This window comes from Photorhabdus aegyptia (assembly GCF_000612035.1).
GTDB classification, from domain to species: domain Bacteria; phylum Pseudomonadota; class Gammaproteobacteria; order Enterobacterales; family Enterobacteriaceae; genus Photorhabdus; species Photorhabdus akhurstii.
In genome coordinates, this window is the sequence record NZ_JFGV01000051.1 from 1 (window position 1) to 17,182 (window position 17,182).

Annotated in this window: 19 protein-coding genes; 8 read left to right on the forward strand and 11 right to left on the reverse strand. The window is 38.3% G+C overall.

Annotated elements, in window-relative coordinates; genetic code table 11:
• Positions 1 to 664: 664 nt before the first annotated feature.
• From BA1DRAFT_RS15260 to BA1DRAFT_RS15295, 7 genes are all read right to left on the reverse strand, one after another.
• Entirely contained in the window at positions 665 to 1,084 is a 420-nt protein-coding gene (locus BA1DRAFT_RS15260) for a hypothetical protein (protein ID WP_036780768.1), read from the reverse strand.
• Positions 1,085 to 1,113: 29 nt separating this feature from the next.
• The gene (locus BA1DRAFT_RS15265) at positions 1,114 to 1,521 is read right to left on the reverse strand and encodes a hypothetical protein (RefSeq protein ID WP_036780770.1); all 408 of its coding nucleotides are present in this window, start codon (positions 1,519 to 1,521) and stop codon (positions 1,114 to 1,116) included.
• Positions 1,522 to 1,550: 29 nt separating this feature from the next.
• Positions 1,551 to 1,958: a hypothetical protein gene (locus BA1DRAFT_RS15270; RefSeq protein ID WP_036780772.1), complete on the reverse strand. Its 408-nt coding sequence runs from the start codon at positions 1,956 to 1,958 to the stop codon at positions 1,551 to 1,553.
• Between the two features lie 548 nt (positions 1,959 to 2,506).
• Positions 2,507 to 2,914: a hypothetical protein gene (locus BA1DRAFT_RS15280; protein ID WP_036780774.1), complete on the reverse strand. Its 408-nt coding sequence runs from the start codon at positions 2,912 to 2,914 to the stop codon at positions 2,507 to 2,509.
• A 29-nt stretch (positions 2,915 to 2,943) separates the two neighbouring features.
• The gene (locus tag BA1DRAFT_RS15285; protein WP_036780775.1) at positions 2,944 to 3,351 is read right to left on the reverse strand and encodes a hypothetical protein; all 408 of its coding nucleotides are present in this window, start codon (positions 3,349 to 3,351) and stop codon (positions 2,944 to 2,946) included.
• 29 nt (positions 3,352 to 3,380) lie between these two features.
• The gene (locus tag BA1DRAFT_RS15290; RefSeq protein WP_036780778.1) at positions 3,381 to 3,788 is read right to left on the reverse strand and encodes a hypothetical protein; all 408 of its coding nucleotides are present in this window, start codon (positions 3,786 to 3,788) and stop codon (positions 3,381 to 3,383) included.
• A 1-nt stretch (position 3,789) separates the two neighbouring features.
• On the reverse strand, positions 3,790 to 4,791 hold the full coding sequence (locus tag BA1DRAFT_RS15295) for a hypothetical protein (RefSeq protein WP_036780780.1): 1,002 nt from the start codon (positions 4,789 to 4,791) through the stop codon (positions 3,790 to 3,792).
• Between the two features lie 425 nt (positions 4,792 to 5,216).
• Here BA1DRAFT_RS15295 and BA1DRAFT_RS15300 point away from each other — a divergent pair, with 425 nt between their 5' ends.
• From BA1DRAFT_RS15300 to BA1DRAFT_RS15310, 3 genes are all read left to right on the forward strand, one after another.
• On the forward strand, positions 5,217 to 5,696 hold the full coding sequence (locus tag BA1DRAFT_RS15300; RefSeq protein WP_011146791.1) for an Hcp family type VI secretion system effector: 480 nt from the start codon (positions 5,217 to 5,219) through the stop codon (positions 5,694 to 5,696).
• A 530-nt stretch (positions 5,697 to 6,226) separates the two neighbouring features.
• Complete coding sequence (locus BA1DRAFT_RS15305) at positions 6,227 to 6,559, forward strand: DMT family transporter (protein WP_036780782.1); 333 nt, start codon at positions 6,227 to 6,229, stop codon at positions 6,557 to 6,559.
• Positions 6,560 to 6,612: 53 nt separating this feature from the next.
• On the forward strand, positions 6,613 to 6,930 hold the full coding sequence (locus BA1DRAFT_RS15310) for a putative hemolysin (RefSeq protein ID WP_036780784.1): 318 nt from the start codon (positions 6,613 to 6,615) through the stop codon (positions 6,928 to 6,930).
• Between the two features lie 137 nt (positions 6,931 to 7,067).
• Here BA1DRAFT_RS15310 and dsbB read toward each other — a convergent pair whose 3' ends face one another.
• Together dsbB and nhaB are read right to left on the reverse strand one after the other, a co-directional pair.
• Positions 7,068 to 7,577: a disulfide bond formation protein DsbB gene (dsbB, locus tag BA1DRAFT_RS15315; protein ID WP_036780786.1), complete on the reverse strand. Its 510-nt coding sequence runs from the start codon at positions 7,575 to 7,577 to the stop codon at positions 7,068 to 7,070.
• Between the two features lie 181 nt (positions 7,578 to 7,758).
• The gene (nhaB, locus tag BA1DRAFT_RS15320; protein ID WP_036780788.1) at positions 7,759 to 9,306 is read right to left on the reverse strand and encodes a sodium/proton antiporter NhaB; all 1,548 of its coding nucleotides are present in this window, start codon (positions 9,304 to 9,306) and stop codon (positions 7,759 to 7,761) included.
• A gap of 222 nt (positions 9,307 to 9,528) precedes the next feature.
• Between nhaB and fadR the strand changes: the two genes are divergently transcribed.
• The 4 genes from fadR (at position 9,529) to BA1DRAFT_RS15340 (ending at position 14,196) form a co-directional block, all read left to right on the forward strand.
• Positions 9,529 to 10,257, forward strand: a complete 729-nt coding sequence (fadR, locus tag BA1DRAFT_RS15325) for a fatty acid metabolism transcriptional regulator FadR (RefSeq protein ID WP_036780790.1) — start codon at positions 9,529 to 9,531, stop codon at positions 10,255 to 10,257.
• Positions 10,258 to 10,766: 509 nt separating this feature from the next.
• Positions 10,767 to 12,077, forward strand: a complete 1,311-nt coding sequence (locus tag BA1DRAFT_RS15330; protein WP_036780791.1) for a D-amino acid dehydrogenase — start codon at positions 10,767 to 10,769, stop codon at positions 12,075 to 12,077.
• A 6-nt stretch (positions 12,078 to 12,083) separates the two neighbouring features.
• The gene (alr, locus tag BA1DRAFT_RS15335) at positions 12,084 to 13,166 is read left to right on the forward strand and encodes an alanine racemase (RefSeq protein ID WP_036780792.1); all 1,083 of its coding nucleotides are present in this window, start codon (positions 12,084 to 12,086) and stop codon (positions 13,164 to 13,166) included.
• Positions 13,167 to 13,443: 277 nt separating this feature from the next.
• A complete protein-coding gene (locus tag BA1DRAFT_RS15340) occupies positions 13,444 to 14,196 on the forward strand; it encodes a MipA/OmpV family protein (protein WP_036780793.1) in 753 nt (250 codons plus the stop codon).
• 80 nt (positions 14,197 to 14,276) lie between these two features.
• Here BA1DRAFT_RS15340 and BA1DRAFT_RS15345 read toward each other — a convergent pair whose 3' ends face one another.
• Positions 14,277 to 15,155, reverse strand: a complete 879-nt coding sequence (locus tag BA1DRAFT_RS15345) for a D-hexose-6-phosphate mutarotase (protein WP_036780794.1) — start codon at positions 15,153 to 15,155, stop codon at positions 14,277 to 14,279.
• A gap of 125 nt (positions 15,156 to 15,280) precedes the next feature.
• The gene (gene gapA / locus BA1DRAFT_RS15350; RefSeq protein WP_036780816.1) at positions 15,281 to 16,276 is read right to left on the reverse strand and encodes a glyceraldehyde-3-phosphate dehydrogenase; all 996 of its coding nucleotides are present in this window, start codon (positions 16,274 to 16,276) and stop codon (positions 15,281 to 15,283) included.
• Positions 16,277 to 16,743: 467 nt separating this feature from the next.
• Between gapA and msrB the strand changes: the two genes are divergently transcribed.
• Positions 16,744 to 17,154: a peptide-methionine (R)-S-oxide reductase MsrB gene (gene msrB, locus BA1DRAFT_RS15355; protein WP_036780795.1), complete on the forward strand. Its 411-nt coding sequence runs from the start codon at positions 16,744 to 16,746 to the stop codon at positions 17,152 to 17,154.
• The last annotated feature ends 28 nt before the right edge of the window (positions 17,155 to 17,182 follow it).

The following is a 17,182-nucleotide window of genomic DNA, read 5'->3' on the forward strand; positions in this document are numbered from 1 at the left end:
CTCACCCCGGTCACATAGTTATCTATGCTCCCGGGGATTCGCTCCCTTGCCGCCGCGATGCATCTTGAAATCCATAGGGTATAGGTTTAGTACAATGAATAATGTTTTTGAATTAAGGTTATTATTGTTGATGTAAAAAATAATGCTATGCCTATATCAGCAACATTTTCGCAATGTAATTCCGTTCTTGTTCTGTACGGAACATGCGAAATCGGTAGGGCAATCATTTCTGCCGGGATATATATCGAAGAAAAAGCACAACTCTGGTTGTTAAATTTGTTGAACTAGGGGTTCAATCGAATTATTATCACGTTAGGTGAGATAAATTTATATCATGTTAAGTGACATCAAATTGATAAAAAACCGGTGAGCCACGTACCCATGACAAATGGGATTGTCACTTAATGTAAGCCTTTACTGGTATCTACTAAATAAAAGAGGGGAAGATGATGAAAAGATTTACTTGTGATGAATTTGAATGGGTTTAACCATTAAAATAGTCGAGTATACAGGTAATGAACCGGTTAAGCGAAAAGCGGAGCAGAGTTTCCGCTTTTTTTAAGGATGATTATATGGCAGCAGAAAATTCGATTATTTTGAGTGAAAATTGGCAATTTTATTACCAATATGGTCTCCAAATTTTAGTGCGTATTTTGAGTTGAATTCAGTTAAAAATATAAGAGTATTTATGACATAAAGCCGTTACTGTTGATATAAAGAAGGATATAAAACTTATATTAATGGTGATGAAATATATTTTTATCCAGTGGGTCAAATTGGAGGGTAAGTTTTGAATGAAATCATAAGATTCTTGGGGCATGTATTTACTACCAGGCTTATTTATCCTTATTCTTTTCCCTGTTAATAACTTATAGAAAAATACGGCAGGATGAATCTGACCATGAATACCTATAGAATGACCAATGTATGCTGCTGATGATAAGCAAAAACCTTTTTCCATATATAAATCAATAATTTCATCCATCTTTTTTTGATTTATTTTGTAAATGGCTATTGATATAATGAGAAAAATATTGAAAGAGATACAAGAAATAACCAAGATGATAAAAGTGACTCTGTTCATATAAAAAGTCCATTGAGTATTCAGTATAATTAAGCGTATTTTTCAAACAGGCATATTGCCATTGATATAATAAAGGATGCAACACTTATATTGATGGTAATGTAACATATTTTTATCCAGTGAGTTAAATTTGGGGGTAAATTTTGAATAAAATCGTAAGACTCTTGTGGCATATATTTACTACTAGGCTCATTTATTCTTATTCTTTTTCCTGTTAATAACTTATAGAAAAATGCGGCAGTATAAAACTGACCGTGAATACCCATAAAATGCCCAATGTATGCTCCTGATGATAAACAAAAACCTTTTTCCATATATAATTCAATAATTTTATCCATCTTTTTTTGATTTATTTTGTAAATAGCTGCTGATATAATGAAAAAACCAATAAAAGAAGCACAAGAAATAACCAAGATGATAAAAATGACTCTGTTCATATTAAAATTCCATTGAGTATTTAGTATAGTTAAGCGTATTTTTCAAATAAGAACATTGCCATTGATATAAAGAGGAATATTCCACCTATATTGATGGTAATGAAATATATTTTTATCCAGTGGGTCAAATTGGAGGGTAAGTTTTGAATGAAATCATAAGATTCTTGGGGCATATATTTACTATCAGGTCTATTTATCCTCATTCTTTTTCCAGTTAACAACATGTAGAAAAACGTAGCAACCTGAAACTGACCATAAACACCTAGGAAACGACCAATATTTACGCCTGTTGATAAACAAAGTCCTTTTCCTATATATAATTCAATAATTTCATCCATCTTTTTTTGGTTTATTTTATAAATAGCTATTGATACAACTAAGAGAATAATAAATAAAATATAAAAAATAAGCATGATGACAATAATTGATCTGTTCATGTTAATTTCCTATTGCCTTTATGTATTCGTTAAACACTTATATAACAAGATAAGTATACTACTTAAGATGAATGAGAATATAGCAGTAGAAAATAAATAATAATAGATAATCATTATTGAGGCAAGTTTTTTAGGTATACTCTTTGCGAATTCATATGCTTCTTGCGGTATGGAGTTACCTATAAGAGCACGAGATATTATAGTCTTTTTTCTAGTTATTGTCTGGTAGAAGAAACATGATAGATAATAACTGCCATAAAAGCCAGAAAACGATATTACATATATAATTTGTGGTATGAAAAAACCATTTTGTATATATTCATCTCTGATCTCTGTGAAGGATTTTTTATTTATTCCATAAAGAACGAATAAAGATAGTAACAAAAACATACTAACTAAAAATAAAGAAAGCATGATAAAGTTAACTGTATTAATTAAGATATTCATATTATTCACTTGCTATTTTATCGATTAAAAAATTTTCTTCTGTGCTTCCGGCAGCTCCACCTACTACACTACCGACAGCTACGCATATCCATTTAGCACGATTAATAATTTTTTTGAATTAAGATTATTATTGTTGCTGTAAAAAATAATGCTCCACCTATATAAGTGGTAATGATACATGTTTTCATCCAATGCGTTAAACTGGAGGGTAGATTTTGAATAAAGTCATAAGATTCTTGGTGCATATATTTACTATCAGGCTGATTTATCTTCATTTTTTTTCCAGTTAACAGCCTGTAGAAGAACATAACGACGTGAATCTGATCACGCATTCTTCCGAAGCGTTGTATCATTATGCCTGTTGGTAAATAAAGTCTTTCTTCTATATATAATTCAATAATTTTATCCATCTTTTTCTGATTTATTTTGTAAATGGCTATTGATATAAAAAGAATAAGTGTTGAAGAGGTGTAAAGTATAATCAAAATAATAAAGGTGATTATGTTCATATTAAAGTCCCATTGAGTTTTCAGTATGATTAAGCGTATTTTTGAAATACGTATATTGCCATTGTTATAAAGAAAAATGCCCCGCCTATATTAGCGATAATGAAATATATTTTTATCCAGTGAGTTAAATGGGGGGGTAAGTTTTGAATGAAATCATAAGGCTCTTGGGGCATATATTTGCTATCAGGTCTATTTATCCTTATTCTTTTTCCCGTTAATAACCTATAAAAAAATACGGCAGCATAAAATTGACCATGAATACCCATTAAATGACCCATGTATGCTCCTGTTGACAAACAAAACCCTTTTTCCATATATAATTCAATGATCTTGTCCATCTTTCTTTGGTTTATTTTATAAATGGCTATTGATATAATGAGAAAAATAATGGAGGAGATAAAAGAAATCACTAAAATGATAAAGGTGATTATGTTCATATTAAAGTCCCATTGAGTTTTCAGTATGATTAAGCGTATTTTTCAAATAGGTATATTGCCATTGATATAGATAAGGATACAAGGCTTATATTGATAGTGATGAAATATATTTTTATCCAGTGGGTTAAATTGGAGGGTAAATTTTGAATGAAATCATAAGATTCTTGGGGCATATATTTACTACCAGGCTCATTTATTCTTATCCTTTTTCCTGTCAATAACTTATAGAAAAATACGGCAGGATGAATTTGACCACGAATACCCATAGAATGACCAATGTATGCTGCTGCTGATAAGCAAAAGCCTTTTTCCATATATAATTCAATAATTTTATCCATCTTTTTTTGATTTATTTTATAAATAGCTATAGATATAACGAGAAAAAGATTGAAGGAGATAAAAGAAATAATCAAGATGATAAAAGTGATTATATTCATATTAAAGTCCCATTGAAGATTCAACAATAAATTCGAGGAGCAATTCTCCTCCTTTGCTGCCAATATAACCACCGGCAAGGCCGCCACCCGCCATGCAAATTCCAGCAACTAGTCCCCCAGTTGTAGCACCAAGAGCAACACATGCTGCATCTGCGGTAATTCCACCAATATATGCAAGACCTGCTCCTATTCCTGTCCTGCCAGCAAATTTACTATATTCCTTTATTGCTACTTTTTCACATTTTCCTGCTTGCCCGTAATTACAGGCATCAATAACCTGCCCGGTGGTATCAACAAAATCCAGGCCAATGGCAACCCGGCCACCATATTTCATCCATTTAACCATTTCAGCACTGCGGGTGATTATATGATTATATCCCTTTATTGCGCCAATCCCTGCTTTATCCCATTGGTGAGCAATAGCTTTGGTGGATAATTTTAGCGCATGTTTTAAATTAGGATGTTGGTCGATTTTCAAAGAGAGTCGGCCAACTTTATTTAATAATCCCTTTAAGTTACCCATAATCAGTTGTCTTTCTACATAAAACTCGGTACTGATAAATTTTCGGTTTAGCCCATTTAACCGATATTCTTTTTGATAAAGCTTCTGTAACTTTGACAGATTTTTTTTGATTTGGGAGAAATAAGTGTCACCCATTGATGATGCGGTGCCAACTAAGGTTCCTCCCTGATCCAGTACATAGTGAAATAGGCCAAAATGACGATGCAAAAATGCTGCGGATTCACCAGGCAGAGTTGAAACAGATTGGTTGACTTCATACTGAGATTGTTTTAATAGCTGTATTATGTGGGGCGGATTATAGGAATCTGGATCTGCTACCAGCAGAATTTGCCCCGGTTTCAGGAATCGGTAATTTGAATTTAACTCCATAAAGTAGCGGGCCGCTTCGCTATTTGAATGGCTGAATAACAGACTGGCTTGAAAGCTCAATCCTCCGGGTTGCTGTACGACACAGAAACCGGGTTGAATGTTTCTTTTCATAAATACTCTATTTGTTCCCGTAGTAGCTGCTAACATGCTGGCCCAACGTTAGGCAACATAACTTTTTGATAGCTTCATGGGCATAACTTAATCAGATAATCGGATTATTTTCAACATATAATAAATGGGTTTTTAATCTCTACAGAGTGAGAATTTATAGGGAGTAGATGATGTGTAAATTGAATCTGATTTTGTCGGTTGATATTGATTAATTTGCGGTTTTTTCTTTGCTAAAGGATAGCAATAGTGAACGTAATTTGTTTATATATTTGGTCTGACTACGAGTCTTCAATATTTACATTTATATAAGGTAATTAACAATTTGTTACAATTTTCTTATGAAAATTACAATTATTCTATTGAAATCAAAGGAAAATAATTCAGAATGCGAATTCGAACATAAGGTAAACTAAGTAGGTGTAGCTATGGCAAATATGATTTATGTGACGATAAAAGGTGAATCTCAGGGGCTTATTTCTCAAGGATGTTCTACTTTAGATTCTATTGGTAATCGGTATCAGCATGGACATGAAAATCAAATTATGGTGTTGCAATTCAATCATGGTTTGACAGTTGCTCAGAATGTTAATTATCAGCCAGTAAACTTCATTAAACTATTAGATAAATCTTCCCCATTGTTAATGATAGCGGCAGCTAATCATGAAAGACTGGAGTTGACATTTGATATTTATCGGACTTCTCAAATAGGTTCACAGGAACTTTTTTATTCCATATTGCTCACCGGGGCAAAGATTTGTGATTTAAATGTTAATTGTCCGCATGTTATTAATGATAATAACGGCCAGCCGGAAGAAGTTATTTCAGTTCAATATGTTAATATTACTTGTCGGCATCATATGGCGGGAACATCAGGATATTGCATTTGGGATGAGATGGTTTATTGATAAATACAATTTATACGCTTAGTTTTCATTTAATAGCTAAGCGTGTTTTTAAAAGTAAGTACTATAATCACCCGCCATGTAAATTCCAGCAGCTAATCTTTCAGTTGCCGCTCCAAGAGTAACATATGTTGACTCGACGTTAGGCAGCATAACTTCCTTATCGTTTCGTCGCCATCATTGCTTAATCAAATGATAAGATTATTTTTAGCTTATAAATGTACACGTTTTTAATTCTACCGCGCTATGTTTTCTCAGAAATCCTAAAGGGTGTCGTGCGAATGATTCTGATCTAAATCTCAAAGCTGGAACCTATCGTTAGCACTTTTTCATATTCTCTGTAAAATCTCTCCAACGATTTTCCTGCCTGAGCGGTACCTCTTAAGCGGGGATAAATAAGGCTTGAATTGGATTTAAGGAACGAAATATATCAATTTTGTTACGTTACACCTTAAAGCGTTTGTGATAAATTCAATCCGTTTTTGTCTATTAGTATTGGTCGATTTGTTGTTTCTACTATAGAGAGTAATGATATGAATGGATTTGCATATTTAGCAATGGCAATTGTTGCTGAGGTTATCGCAACGGCTTCATTAAAAGCCTCTGATGGGTTTAGTAAATTATTCCCCTCTATACTGGTCATTGTTGGATACGGCATCGCTTTCTGGGGGCTATCTCAGGTGGTTAAAGTGGTGCCATTAGGAATTGCTTACGCCATATGGTCGGGCTTGGGTATTGTGCTGGTTTCTGTTGCGGCGATATTCTTATATCAGCAGAAGCTGGATTGGGCGGCTATTTTAGGTATGTCTCTTATTGTCGCCGGTGTCATGGTAATAAACCTGCTTTCTAACACCAGTGCGCATTAATTAACAATTAACGGTGCTTCTGTTTTCCCTGAATTCTTTTCTGGAGAAGAGATATGTTAAACGTCAGTAATAAGAAAAGATGCCAGACAGTCTTATTAGGAGTACTCTTTAGTATTGCTGTATTAGCTGGTTGTAGTAGCCAGGCAGGGAAAACATCTATCCAATATCAGAGGATACAATACTCTCAACCGGGAAATTCTCAATCGGAAGTTGCTCTTAGAGATAATGCCAGAGCAATCTGTTCTTATGCGGGGGGTATACCGGCGTTAGCAATACAATTAAATGGTGCGCAAATACCTGTTTGCCAGTTGGCAAATGGTAAGCGTTGTGATGAAAGGGCGTTATTGCAAGGTTCTTGTGTGTCAAGTTGAAAGTTGAGGTAGAAATCAAGCAACTAATATGAGCAGAAACATGCCGTTGGAATATCCGATTATAGGCTGCCTTGGGCATGATTCTGTGAGTATATTTGATTCATCAGACAATCATTTTCAACTATCTAAGTTGGAAATTATTTACGGCCAAAAAATTGGCTGATTAATACTAATACAGCAGCAACCAAATAAGCCGCAAAAATACCGACCAGCCATTGTGGCATCTCTAATGTCAGGAATTGCCACTGTCTTACTGAACAATCACCTGTAGCTTCGAATACAGAAGGCAGCCATTGATTTAACGCCAGCCATGAAGGGAAGTTGACGAAGAAATCACAGGTATTAAATGGCGAAGGGTGCAACAGCATCATAGTATGTTCCCATGCGAGTCGCAGGCCGCTCCAGGCACTGTAGATCCACAAAACAATAGCCAGCCAGCGTAACGGCGTTTTTGGTGCGATCATACCCAATACCCCGGCGCCTAACACACCAAACAGCGCAACCCGCTCATAAATACACATCACGCAGGGTTGCAATTTCATCACATGTTGAAAGTATAATGCCGAGCTTTCCAGTATCAAGGCAGTCAAGGTCATTAACAGCCATGCGCTTCGTCCTTGAGAACAGTGGTTTAAAAATCGCATCATTTCCGTTTTTCCATGCAGATTAAGATAAACAATTGAGCGCCTATTTTGCCGACTTACAGGTGACAAAAAAAGTCAATTAAGGTAAATCTGGCTTTTTCAGGGAAAAATAATACCGTATTGAGCGTGATTATGGCTCAATACGGTATTGGTTGGTTAAGGCTATAAAGTGAATTATTGCCGGTTATGGCAAAGCAATTAAGCCCCATTGAACCATCATGTCAGTGACCGGAATTAATAGAAATTCTACGCACAGCAAACCGACCAAAGTCATCACGATAGTATAGGGTAATGCCATTATCACCATGCGACCGTAAGATAAACGAATTAACGGCGATAATGCCGAAGTCAACAGGAACAGAAATGCCGCTTGCCCGTTCGGTGTGGCAACGGAAGGCAGGTTAGTGCCGGTATTAATCGCAACAGCCAGATATTCAAATTGTTTATGTGAAATGAGTCCCTCTTGCAGCGCTGCTCTCGCTTCATTGATATAAACCGTACCGACAAACACGTTATCTGATACTGATGAAAGCAGGCCGTTAAACAGATAGAACAGGGAAAGTTGAGAAGTTTCAGAAACCTGTAAGACGAACTGAATAAATGGCGTAAACAGTTGCTGGTCAACGATGACTGCAACGATAGAAAAGAATACAGTCAGTAATGCCGTGAATGGTAGTGCTTCTTCAAATGCTTTACCCAGGGCATGTTCTTCGGTAATACCACAGAACGACGTAGTTAGAATAATGACCGAAAGGCCGATCAGACCAACTTCTGCCAGATGAAATGCCAGCGCAACAATGAGCCATATGCCTATCAGCGCTTGAGCAATAAGCTGTGCTTTTTCTTTACGTGTTCGTTTTGCGTTGGTTTTTTTATCGTAATCTTCCAATACTTGTCGGACGCGTTCTGGCAATTCTGCGCCATAACCGAACAGCTTAAAGTGTTCGACCAGAAAGCAGACTAACAGCCCGCCAATAAAGACAGGCAAGGTAACCGGAGCCATGCGAATAAAGAAGGTGACAAAATCCCAATTAACGTTTTTGGCGATAATCAGATTTTGCGGTTCTCCTACCATCGTCATCACACCGCCGAGGGCAGTACCTAAACCGGCATGCATCATCAGACTGCGCAAAAAAGCACGAAATTGTTCAAGCGTTTGTTTCTTTTTTGCTGTGTCAATGTGATCGTCATGTTTAGAATTAATGACATCATGTTGATCGGTAATAAAGTTGTTGTAGATGGAATAGAAGCCAAGGGAGACACTAATAACCACGGCAATAACTGTCAGCGCGTCAAGAAATGCTGACAGAAATGCACTAGCCAGACAGAATGCTAAAGCAAGCATGCGCTTGGATTTTATGGAGAGCAGGAGTTTAGTGAAAGCGAATAATAGTAATTGCTTCATAAAGTAAATTCCTGCCACCATAAATATCAGCAACAGTACAACTTCCAAATTATTAGCAATTTCATGACCCACTTGTTGAGGCGAGGTCATGCCGATGATAACCGCTTCAATTGCCAATAAGCCACCCGGTTGTAACGGGTAACATTTAAGTGCCATTGCTAACGTAAAGATAAATTCGACAACAAGCAGCCAGCCAGCGACGAATGGGTTAATAAAGAAGAATATCAATGGGTTGGTGATGAGAAAAGTGATGATAGCTAGCTTATACCAATCTGGCGAGTTGCCGAGAAAGTTTTTTACCGCCGTTTTTAGGATACTGGTTTCCATTGCAATTAAAGTTCCTCTAAATTCGTAAGATCGTGTTCTTTAAACAATAGTACGCTTTAATACAGAATATTTTAAGGGAAATGAGTCATAGTTAAGCATGAGTACGCTTGTTTTTATGACCGCCTTTACGCTTTCTAGACTACATAGCTATATTGAAGTTGCGTATTCTGATATAATTTCATCTATTATTAGTTGAAAAAATCACGTTGGAATAACAAAAATATGGTCATTAAGGCTCAAAGTCCCGCAGGTTTTGCGGAAGAGTATATTATTGAGAGTATATGGAACGGCCGTTTTCCTCCTGGCTCTATTCTTCCAGCAGAACGTGAATTATCTGAGTTAATTGGTGTGACAAGGACTACCCTGCGTGAAGTATTGCAGCGTTTGGCACGCGATGGTTGGTTAACTATTCAGCATGGCAAACCAACAAAAGTGAATAACTTTTGGGAAACATCGGGTCTTAATATTTTAGAGACTCTGGCCCGTCTTGATCACGATCGTGTTCCTGAGTTGATTGATAACCTACTGGCGGTGAGAACGAATATTGCAGCGATATTTATTCGCACGGCTTTTAGGCATAATCCTGGTAAGTCATTGGAAGTATTGGCAGAAAAAGAGAACGTGGAAGATAATTCAGAGTCATTTAGCTCGCTGGATTATGATATTTTCCGTGGTTTGGCTTTTGCTTCCGGTAATCCAATTTATGGCCTGATTATCAACGGTTTGAAAGGGCTGTATACCCGTGTAGGGCGTTATTACTTCTCTAATCCTGAGGCGCGTAAATTGGCGCTGAATTTTTATCAGCAACTGGTGATATTATGCCGCGATAAATCCTACGATAAAGTCATGGAATGTGTTCGTAACTATGGTAAAGAGAGTGGTGTCATTTGGCATAGTATGCAAAGTACAATGCCAAGTGATTTATCTGAATTGTCGCTGATATCCCGTTAGTATTTTTACTTAATCTCAGGCTTTATCCAATCTATTAGTTTCAAATCAAAATTATTTTGAGTTGGCCCGGTGCAGCATGCTCTGTACCGGGAGTTTTGTTTTTTTCTCACTCAATTTCAAGCCAATCGTTAATGTCTTTATTTTAGAGTATTATTCTAAATATTCGGTTTTTATTTGAATTTTTATTTCGATTAATTGATGGTTATTGGTATCTTGTGGTTGTTTAATTGATTCGTTTTTTTCGCCGAAAAACTCAGAATAATGACTTGATATGAAATAATTAGCATGCGATTCATATGGTAATTATTATCTTAATTTTATGATTTTAATATTAATTTTTATAATTTGGTTATGTATAAATCACAAATAAGACTGTTGCATAAATGTAATCTAATTGTGACCTAAATCATAAATGTAGATTATTGACGTGACCGATGATTGTTCTATATTGGTTTTTTATAAACAGCATATTATGCTTGCCTAAAATTTTAAATCGTCCGAGGGCTATGATGAAAATCCTTGTTTTAGGTAGTGGTGTTATTGGTGTAACCAGTGCCTGGTATTTGGTACAGCAAGGTCATGAAGTCACTGTCATTGATCGCCAGGGAAGTGCTGCTGAGGAAACCAGCGCGGCTAATGCCGGGCAGATCTCGCCGGGATACGCGACCCCGTGGGGAGCGCCGGGTATTCCATTGAAAGCCATTAAATGGATGTTTCAACGTCATGCTCCATTGGCTATTCGTCCTGATGGATCGCTGTTTCAGTTACGCTGGATGTGGCAGATGTTGCGTAATTGCGATGCCGGTCACTATGCGATAAATAAGAGCCGAATGGTGCGACTGGCAGAGTACAGCCGCGATTGTATCAAACAGTTGAGGGCAGATACCGGTATTCAATATGAAGGGCGTCAGAAGGGCACGCTTCAGTTATTCCGTACGAATAAGCAGTTTGATAATGCCGTGAATGACATAGCCGTTCTTGAACAGGAAGGCGTTCCTTACAATTTATTAACGGCGGATAAACTGGCGACAGTAGAGCCAGCGTTAGCGCATGTCGCTCACAAGTTGGCGGGGGGTTTGCAATTACCGAACGACGAAACGGGGGATTGTCAGCTTTTTACCAAAGAGTTGGCAAAAATGGCAGAAGCGGCAGGGGTAACGTTTCTGTTTAATAAACAGGTCAAACAGTTATTGGTGGAAGGGCAGCGGATTACCGGCGTCCAATGCGAAGATGACGTTATGACAGCAGACAGCTATGTTGTTGCGATGGGTGCTTATTCCACTGAATTGTTAAAAGATTTTGTCAAAATTCCCGTATATCCACTGAAAGGTTATTCATTAACGATGCCTATTGTCGATGCAGAACGGGCTCCGGTATCTACTGCATTGGATGAAACATACAAAATTGCGATTACCCGGTTTGATAACCGTATTCGTGTGGGCGGAATGGCAGAAGTTGTAGGCTTCAATCTGGATCTACTTAAAGCACGCTATGAAACACTGAAAATGGTGGTGCAAGACCTTTATCCAGGCGGGGGCGATATTACTCAGACCCGTTTTTGGACGGGATTGCGCCCAATGACGCCAGATGGTACCCCAATTGTTGGCCCCACTGAATATCACAATCTCTACCTAAATACAGGGCATGGTACATTGGGATGGACTATGGCATGTGGTTCCAGTCAATTACTGGCTGATATTATCTCGGGTAAAAAGCCCGCCATTGCATCTGATGATTTATCAGTATTTCGTTATGTTAATGGTTTTAATACAAAATTGGCACCATTTAGCCACCAATTACACACTGAACTAAGAGGCTAATAGAATATGCCACGTCCGATTTCGGCAACGATTCATCTTGATGCATTGGGAAATAATCTGGCGATTATTCGTAATAAGGTCGGTAATAGTAAAATCTGGGCTGTCGTTAAAGCAAATGCTTATGGGCATGGTTTGAATTGCATATGGCAGTATCTCGATCAGGCTGATGGATTTGCTTTACTTGATTTTAATGAGGCGATTTTATTACGGGAGCGGGGGTGGCAGGGGCCAATCTTGCTATTGGAAGGATTTTTTAAACCTGAAGATTTGTCGATAATTGATGAATATCGGCTAATAACAGTAGTGCATAGTCATTGGCAACTGAAAGCAATAGAGATGGCCAATTTAAGTAAACCAATCGATATTTATCTCAAACTCAATAGCGGTATGAATCGATTGGGGTTTCCTGCGGATCAATATAGAGCGGTTTTGTTATCGGCAAAGCGTATCCGGCAAATTGGGCAAATAACATTAATGTCACATTTTGCGAATGCGGATAAGGATAATAAGGAGATTAGCGTTGCTGAACAACTTAATGTTATTAATTCGGTTAGTCATGGATTGGATATTTCTCAATGCCTGGCTAATTCAGCCGCTTCTTTGTGGTATCCACAAACTCATCGAGATTGGGTACGTCCCGGTATTGTGTTGTATGGCGCCTCACCGAGTGGAAAGTGGAAAGATATTGCCGATATTGGATTGAAAGCAGTGATGAGCCTGCAAAGTGAAATTATTGCCATTCAGAATCTCAAAGCAGGAGACAAAATTGGTTATGGTAGTGAATATACAGCACCGGGTCCTATGCGAGTTGGTACAGTTGCCTGTGGCTATGCTGATGGTTATCCCCGTCGTGCAATGACGGAGATGCCGATTATTGTCGATGGTGTTAGGACCAAAGTATTAGGTACAGTATCAATGGATATGTTGTCGGTGGATTTAACGCTTTGTCCGCAGGCCCAAATTGGCAGTCCTGTTGAATTATGGGGGCAAAATTTGCCGGTGGATGATGTGGCCGAGATTTCCGGGACGATTGGCTATGAATTATTGTGTGCATTGGCAAATCGGGTCCCGGTATCTCTATGTCGTTAAATGCTATGTCATTAAATGCTATGTCATTAAATACCAGACAGTGTGTCAAATAGTAGTTAGCGACGGGTATTATTACAGGAAATAAGTTACCGCTTTCGTCAAATTAATATATTTTTGTTTTGTACAATCTATCTATTCTCGCCAGAAAAATTGGATGGGCAGTAAACATATTGTGCTCTTTAAGAAAAATAGGACATTATTACTTGAAAATGAGGGAAATGATCTCTTACACTTGATATAGCTAATCGCATAATTGTTTTAAAGGAAATAGTTAATCATGATCAACAAAGCTAAAATTTTAGCCACAGTCGTCACTTTTTGTCTGTCTTCATCTTTAGCTTATGCAGGGCAGTGGTCAATTGGCGCTTCTGTTTTGGCTGAGGCATCACCTTATAAGGGTGTGAAGAATAAAGATAAAGTGTTGTTTGTTCCAATGGTTAATTATGAAAGTGACAATTTCTATTTTCATACTTTGGCCGCCGGGTACTATTTGTGGAATCAACCAAAAGATCAGTTATCTTTAGATGTCTATTACTATCCTCAAAGTTTCCGCCCAAAAGATAATGAAGATAAGCAAATGAAAAAGCTGGATCGTCGTGATGATACTATGATGGGCGGTTTTAGCTATCGTCATATTGAAGATTGGGGTACGTTGCGTAGCTCTTTTGCTGCGGATACATTGAGTAAGAGTAAAGGTGTAAGGATTGACCTGGCTTATTTATACGAATTTAAAAGTGATGATTGGTCATTACAACCGGGATTAGGCGTGGTTTGGAATAGTAAAAAACAAAATCGTTATGAGTATGGTATCAAAGATAATGAATCGCGCCATAGCGGGCTAGAAAAATATACGCCAGATGATAGTTGGACTCCCTATGTGGAATTATCTGCCAATTATAAATTTAACCAGGAATGGTCTGCATTTATGATGGGACGTGTTGAGCGTTTACCGAGTGAAATTAAAGATAGTCCGATGGTTAATAAGTCATATTCAAGTATTGTTTGGACAGGTGTTACATATAGTTTTTAATTACTCATTGCGATAATATCGGATAGAGACTGAATTCATGGGATAGTATTCAGTCTTTTTAATGTGAATGAGTGAGATATTTACTGGTAATCTTTCCGGCAACGGATTAGAACCGAAATATGGGCTGGACTATCATCTTGAGAGATTAATGGCTTATTGATACGAGCTGTTTCTACACAAACCATGTTTTTATAACCTTCATTGCACATATCTTTCATTCTATTCGATAATTGAGCGCCGGGATTCCAGCATACAACATCACTGTGATGATAATGGTGAATTTCAATGGTTCGTTTCAGCGATTTATCCCTTATCAGATTAAAATCTTCTGGCTCGGTATAAATATGATCAGTATGACCGTTGAAAATAAGATCCTCTGTTGTTGTGTATTGCTCTTTGTCAGCAATCGTATCAATAAAATGCTTACCTAAGCCACTGACTGAAATTTGATTAATATCGCCAATATTCAGATAAGTATGTAAGGCACAGGTTGCTTGATAATCACCATAGGTTTCCAATTCCATTTCACAGGTTTCACACAGTTTGAATCGGGCAATCAAAGTAAAATCATAAGGCCACAATTTATGGGTATATTCATTGTCTCTCAGCGTGAAAGTGAGTATGACGCCATTTTCATGTTCATTATGTGCGCTAAATTCCCAGGGAAGAATTCTGGCAAAACCGTGACTTGGCGCTCTTGAGGAACCAAACCAAGGCCAACAAATAGGGATACCGCCGCAGATAGCAGTACCTGCTGCAAATATGGTTTTTCTGCTTAACCACAACCCCGGTTCCTCACCACTGGGTTGCCAGGCGATGAGATGTGCTCCTTGCAGACTGATTGCGCCACGAACCTTAGGATGATCGACGACTATCAGTGGGAAGCCATCTATATTTCGTTGACTAATCGCTGGAGAAATTTGTTCTGCAACCGGTAATGAAAAGATTCTATCGTTCATCCGTATAACCTTGTGAATCAAAGTTGGGCGATGGCATGGCCCAAGAATAACGCATGTTGTATACAGATTGAAACAAAAGAGCTGCCGGGGAAGGGCAGCTCTTTTCAGGCAAGGAAGTTACTCAGTTATTTGGCGATGTGAGCAATCAGATCCAGAACTTTGTTAGAGTAACCGGTTTCGTTGTCATACCAGGAAACCAATTTCACAAAGTTGTCGTTCAGAGCGATACCTGCTTTGGCGTCAAATACAGAAGTCAGTTTTTCGCCATTGAAATCGTTGGATACGACGTCATCTTCGGTGTAACCCAGAACGCCTTTCAGTTCACCTTCCGCAGCATCTTTGATAGCATCACAGATTTGTTGATAAGTGGCTGGTTTTTCCAGACGCACAGTCAGGTCAACAACCGATACGTTAGGAGTAGGCACGCGGAAAGCCATGCCAGTCAGTTTACCGTTCAGTTCAGGGATAACTTTACCAACAGCTTTAGCCGCACCGGTAGATGATGGAATGATATTTTGAGCGGCGCCACGACCACCACGCCAATCTTTCGCAGAAGGACCGTCAACGGTTTTCTGAGTTGCCGTTGTTGCGTGAACAGTGGTCATCAGACCTTCAACAATGCCGAATTTATCATTGATAACTTTAGCCAGCGGGGCCAGACAGTTAGTGGTACAGGAAGCATTAGAAACGATGTCCTGGCCTGCATAAGTTTTGTGGTTAACACCCATAACAAACATAGGCGTGTCATCTTTGGACGGGCCGGTCAGAACAACTTTTTTCGCACCAGCGGCAATGTGCTTACGTGCGGTTTCGTCAGTCAGGAAGATACCTGTTGCTTCTGCAACAACATCAACACCCACTTCATTCCATTTCAGGTTAGCTGGATCTCTTTCTGCTGTAACGCGGATAGTTTTGCCGTTAACAATCAGGTGGCCGTCTTTTACTTCAACAGTGCCGTTGAAGCGACCGTGGGTTGAATCGTATTTCAGCATGTAAGCCATGTATTCGGCGTCCAGCAAATCGTTGATTGCAACGATTTCGATGTCTGAGCGTTCTTGTGCGGCACGGAAAACAATACGGCCAATACGACCAAAACCGTTGATACCTACTTTGATAGTCATAGTGTTCCACCAGCTATTTTTTAGTGAATTAAAAATTATTACTAAAGTTACCAAAACCTTGCCAGCCGTCAAGCGGAATCGTGTCAATAGCTGAAAAACATTAGCTTTGAGTTCACCATTTAGACGCTTGCCATAGGGTACCGGCAATCGAGCCGCCATCATTATCAAGGCACAGACAGATATTGAAAGTTAATTGGTTAGATATGCGAGTCACATCACAAATAGTAGGATATACCCGTTATCTTTCAAGTTGCCTCTTTGTTGGCTGCACTCACTCACCCCGGTCACATAGTTCTCTATGCTCCCGGGGATTCGCTCCCTTGCCGTCGCGATGCATCTTGAAATCCATAGGGTATAGACAGATTCTGTTAACCACTTAAAATAAATTCCACTGATGTGATGTTAATTTTTTGTTATTATTAATCAATTTTATTGAGAACATGAGTCTTATTATTAAGGTGGTCGTTATGGCTAAGAATCCTGATGTTTCCCTTTGTAAAGAACTTACTGATATTCAGCGTCATGTAACCCAGAATGCCGGGACAGAGCCGCCATTTTCAGGGAAATTGCTGCATAATAAGAAAAGTGGCGTGTACCATTGTTTGTGCTGCGAGCAGCCGTTATTTATGTCCGATACTAAATTTGATTCTGGTTGTGGCTGGCCGAGTTTTTACCAGTCTGTTACTCATGATGCGGTGAAGTATCTTGATGATAATAGTCACAATATGCATCGTATTGAGGTTCGTTGCGGTCATTGCAACGCTCATTTGGGGCATGTGTTCCCTGATGGCCCGCAACCGACAGGAGAACGTTTTTGCATCAACTCGGCTGCATTAAGCTTTATTGATGAAAATACAGGCGAAAAAACAGTAGGTTAATCGTTTTTATGATTGCGGACATAATCTT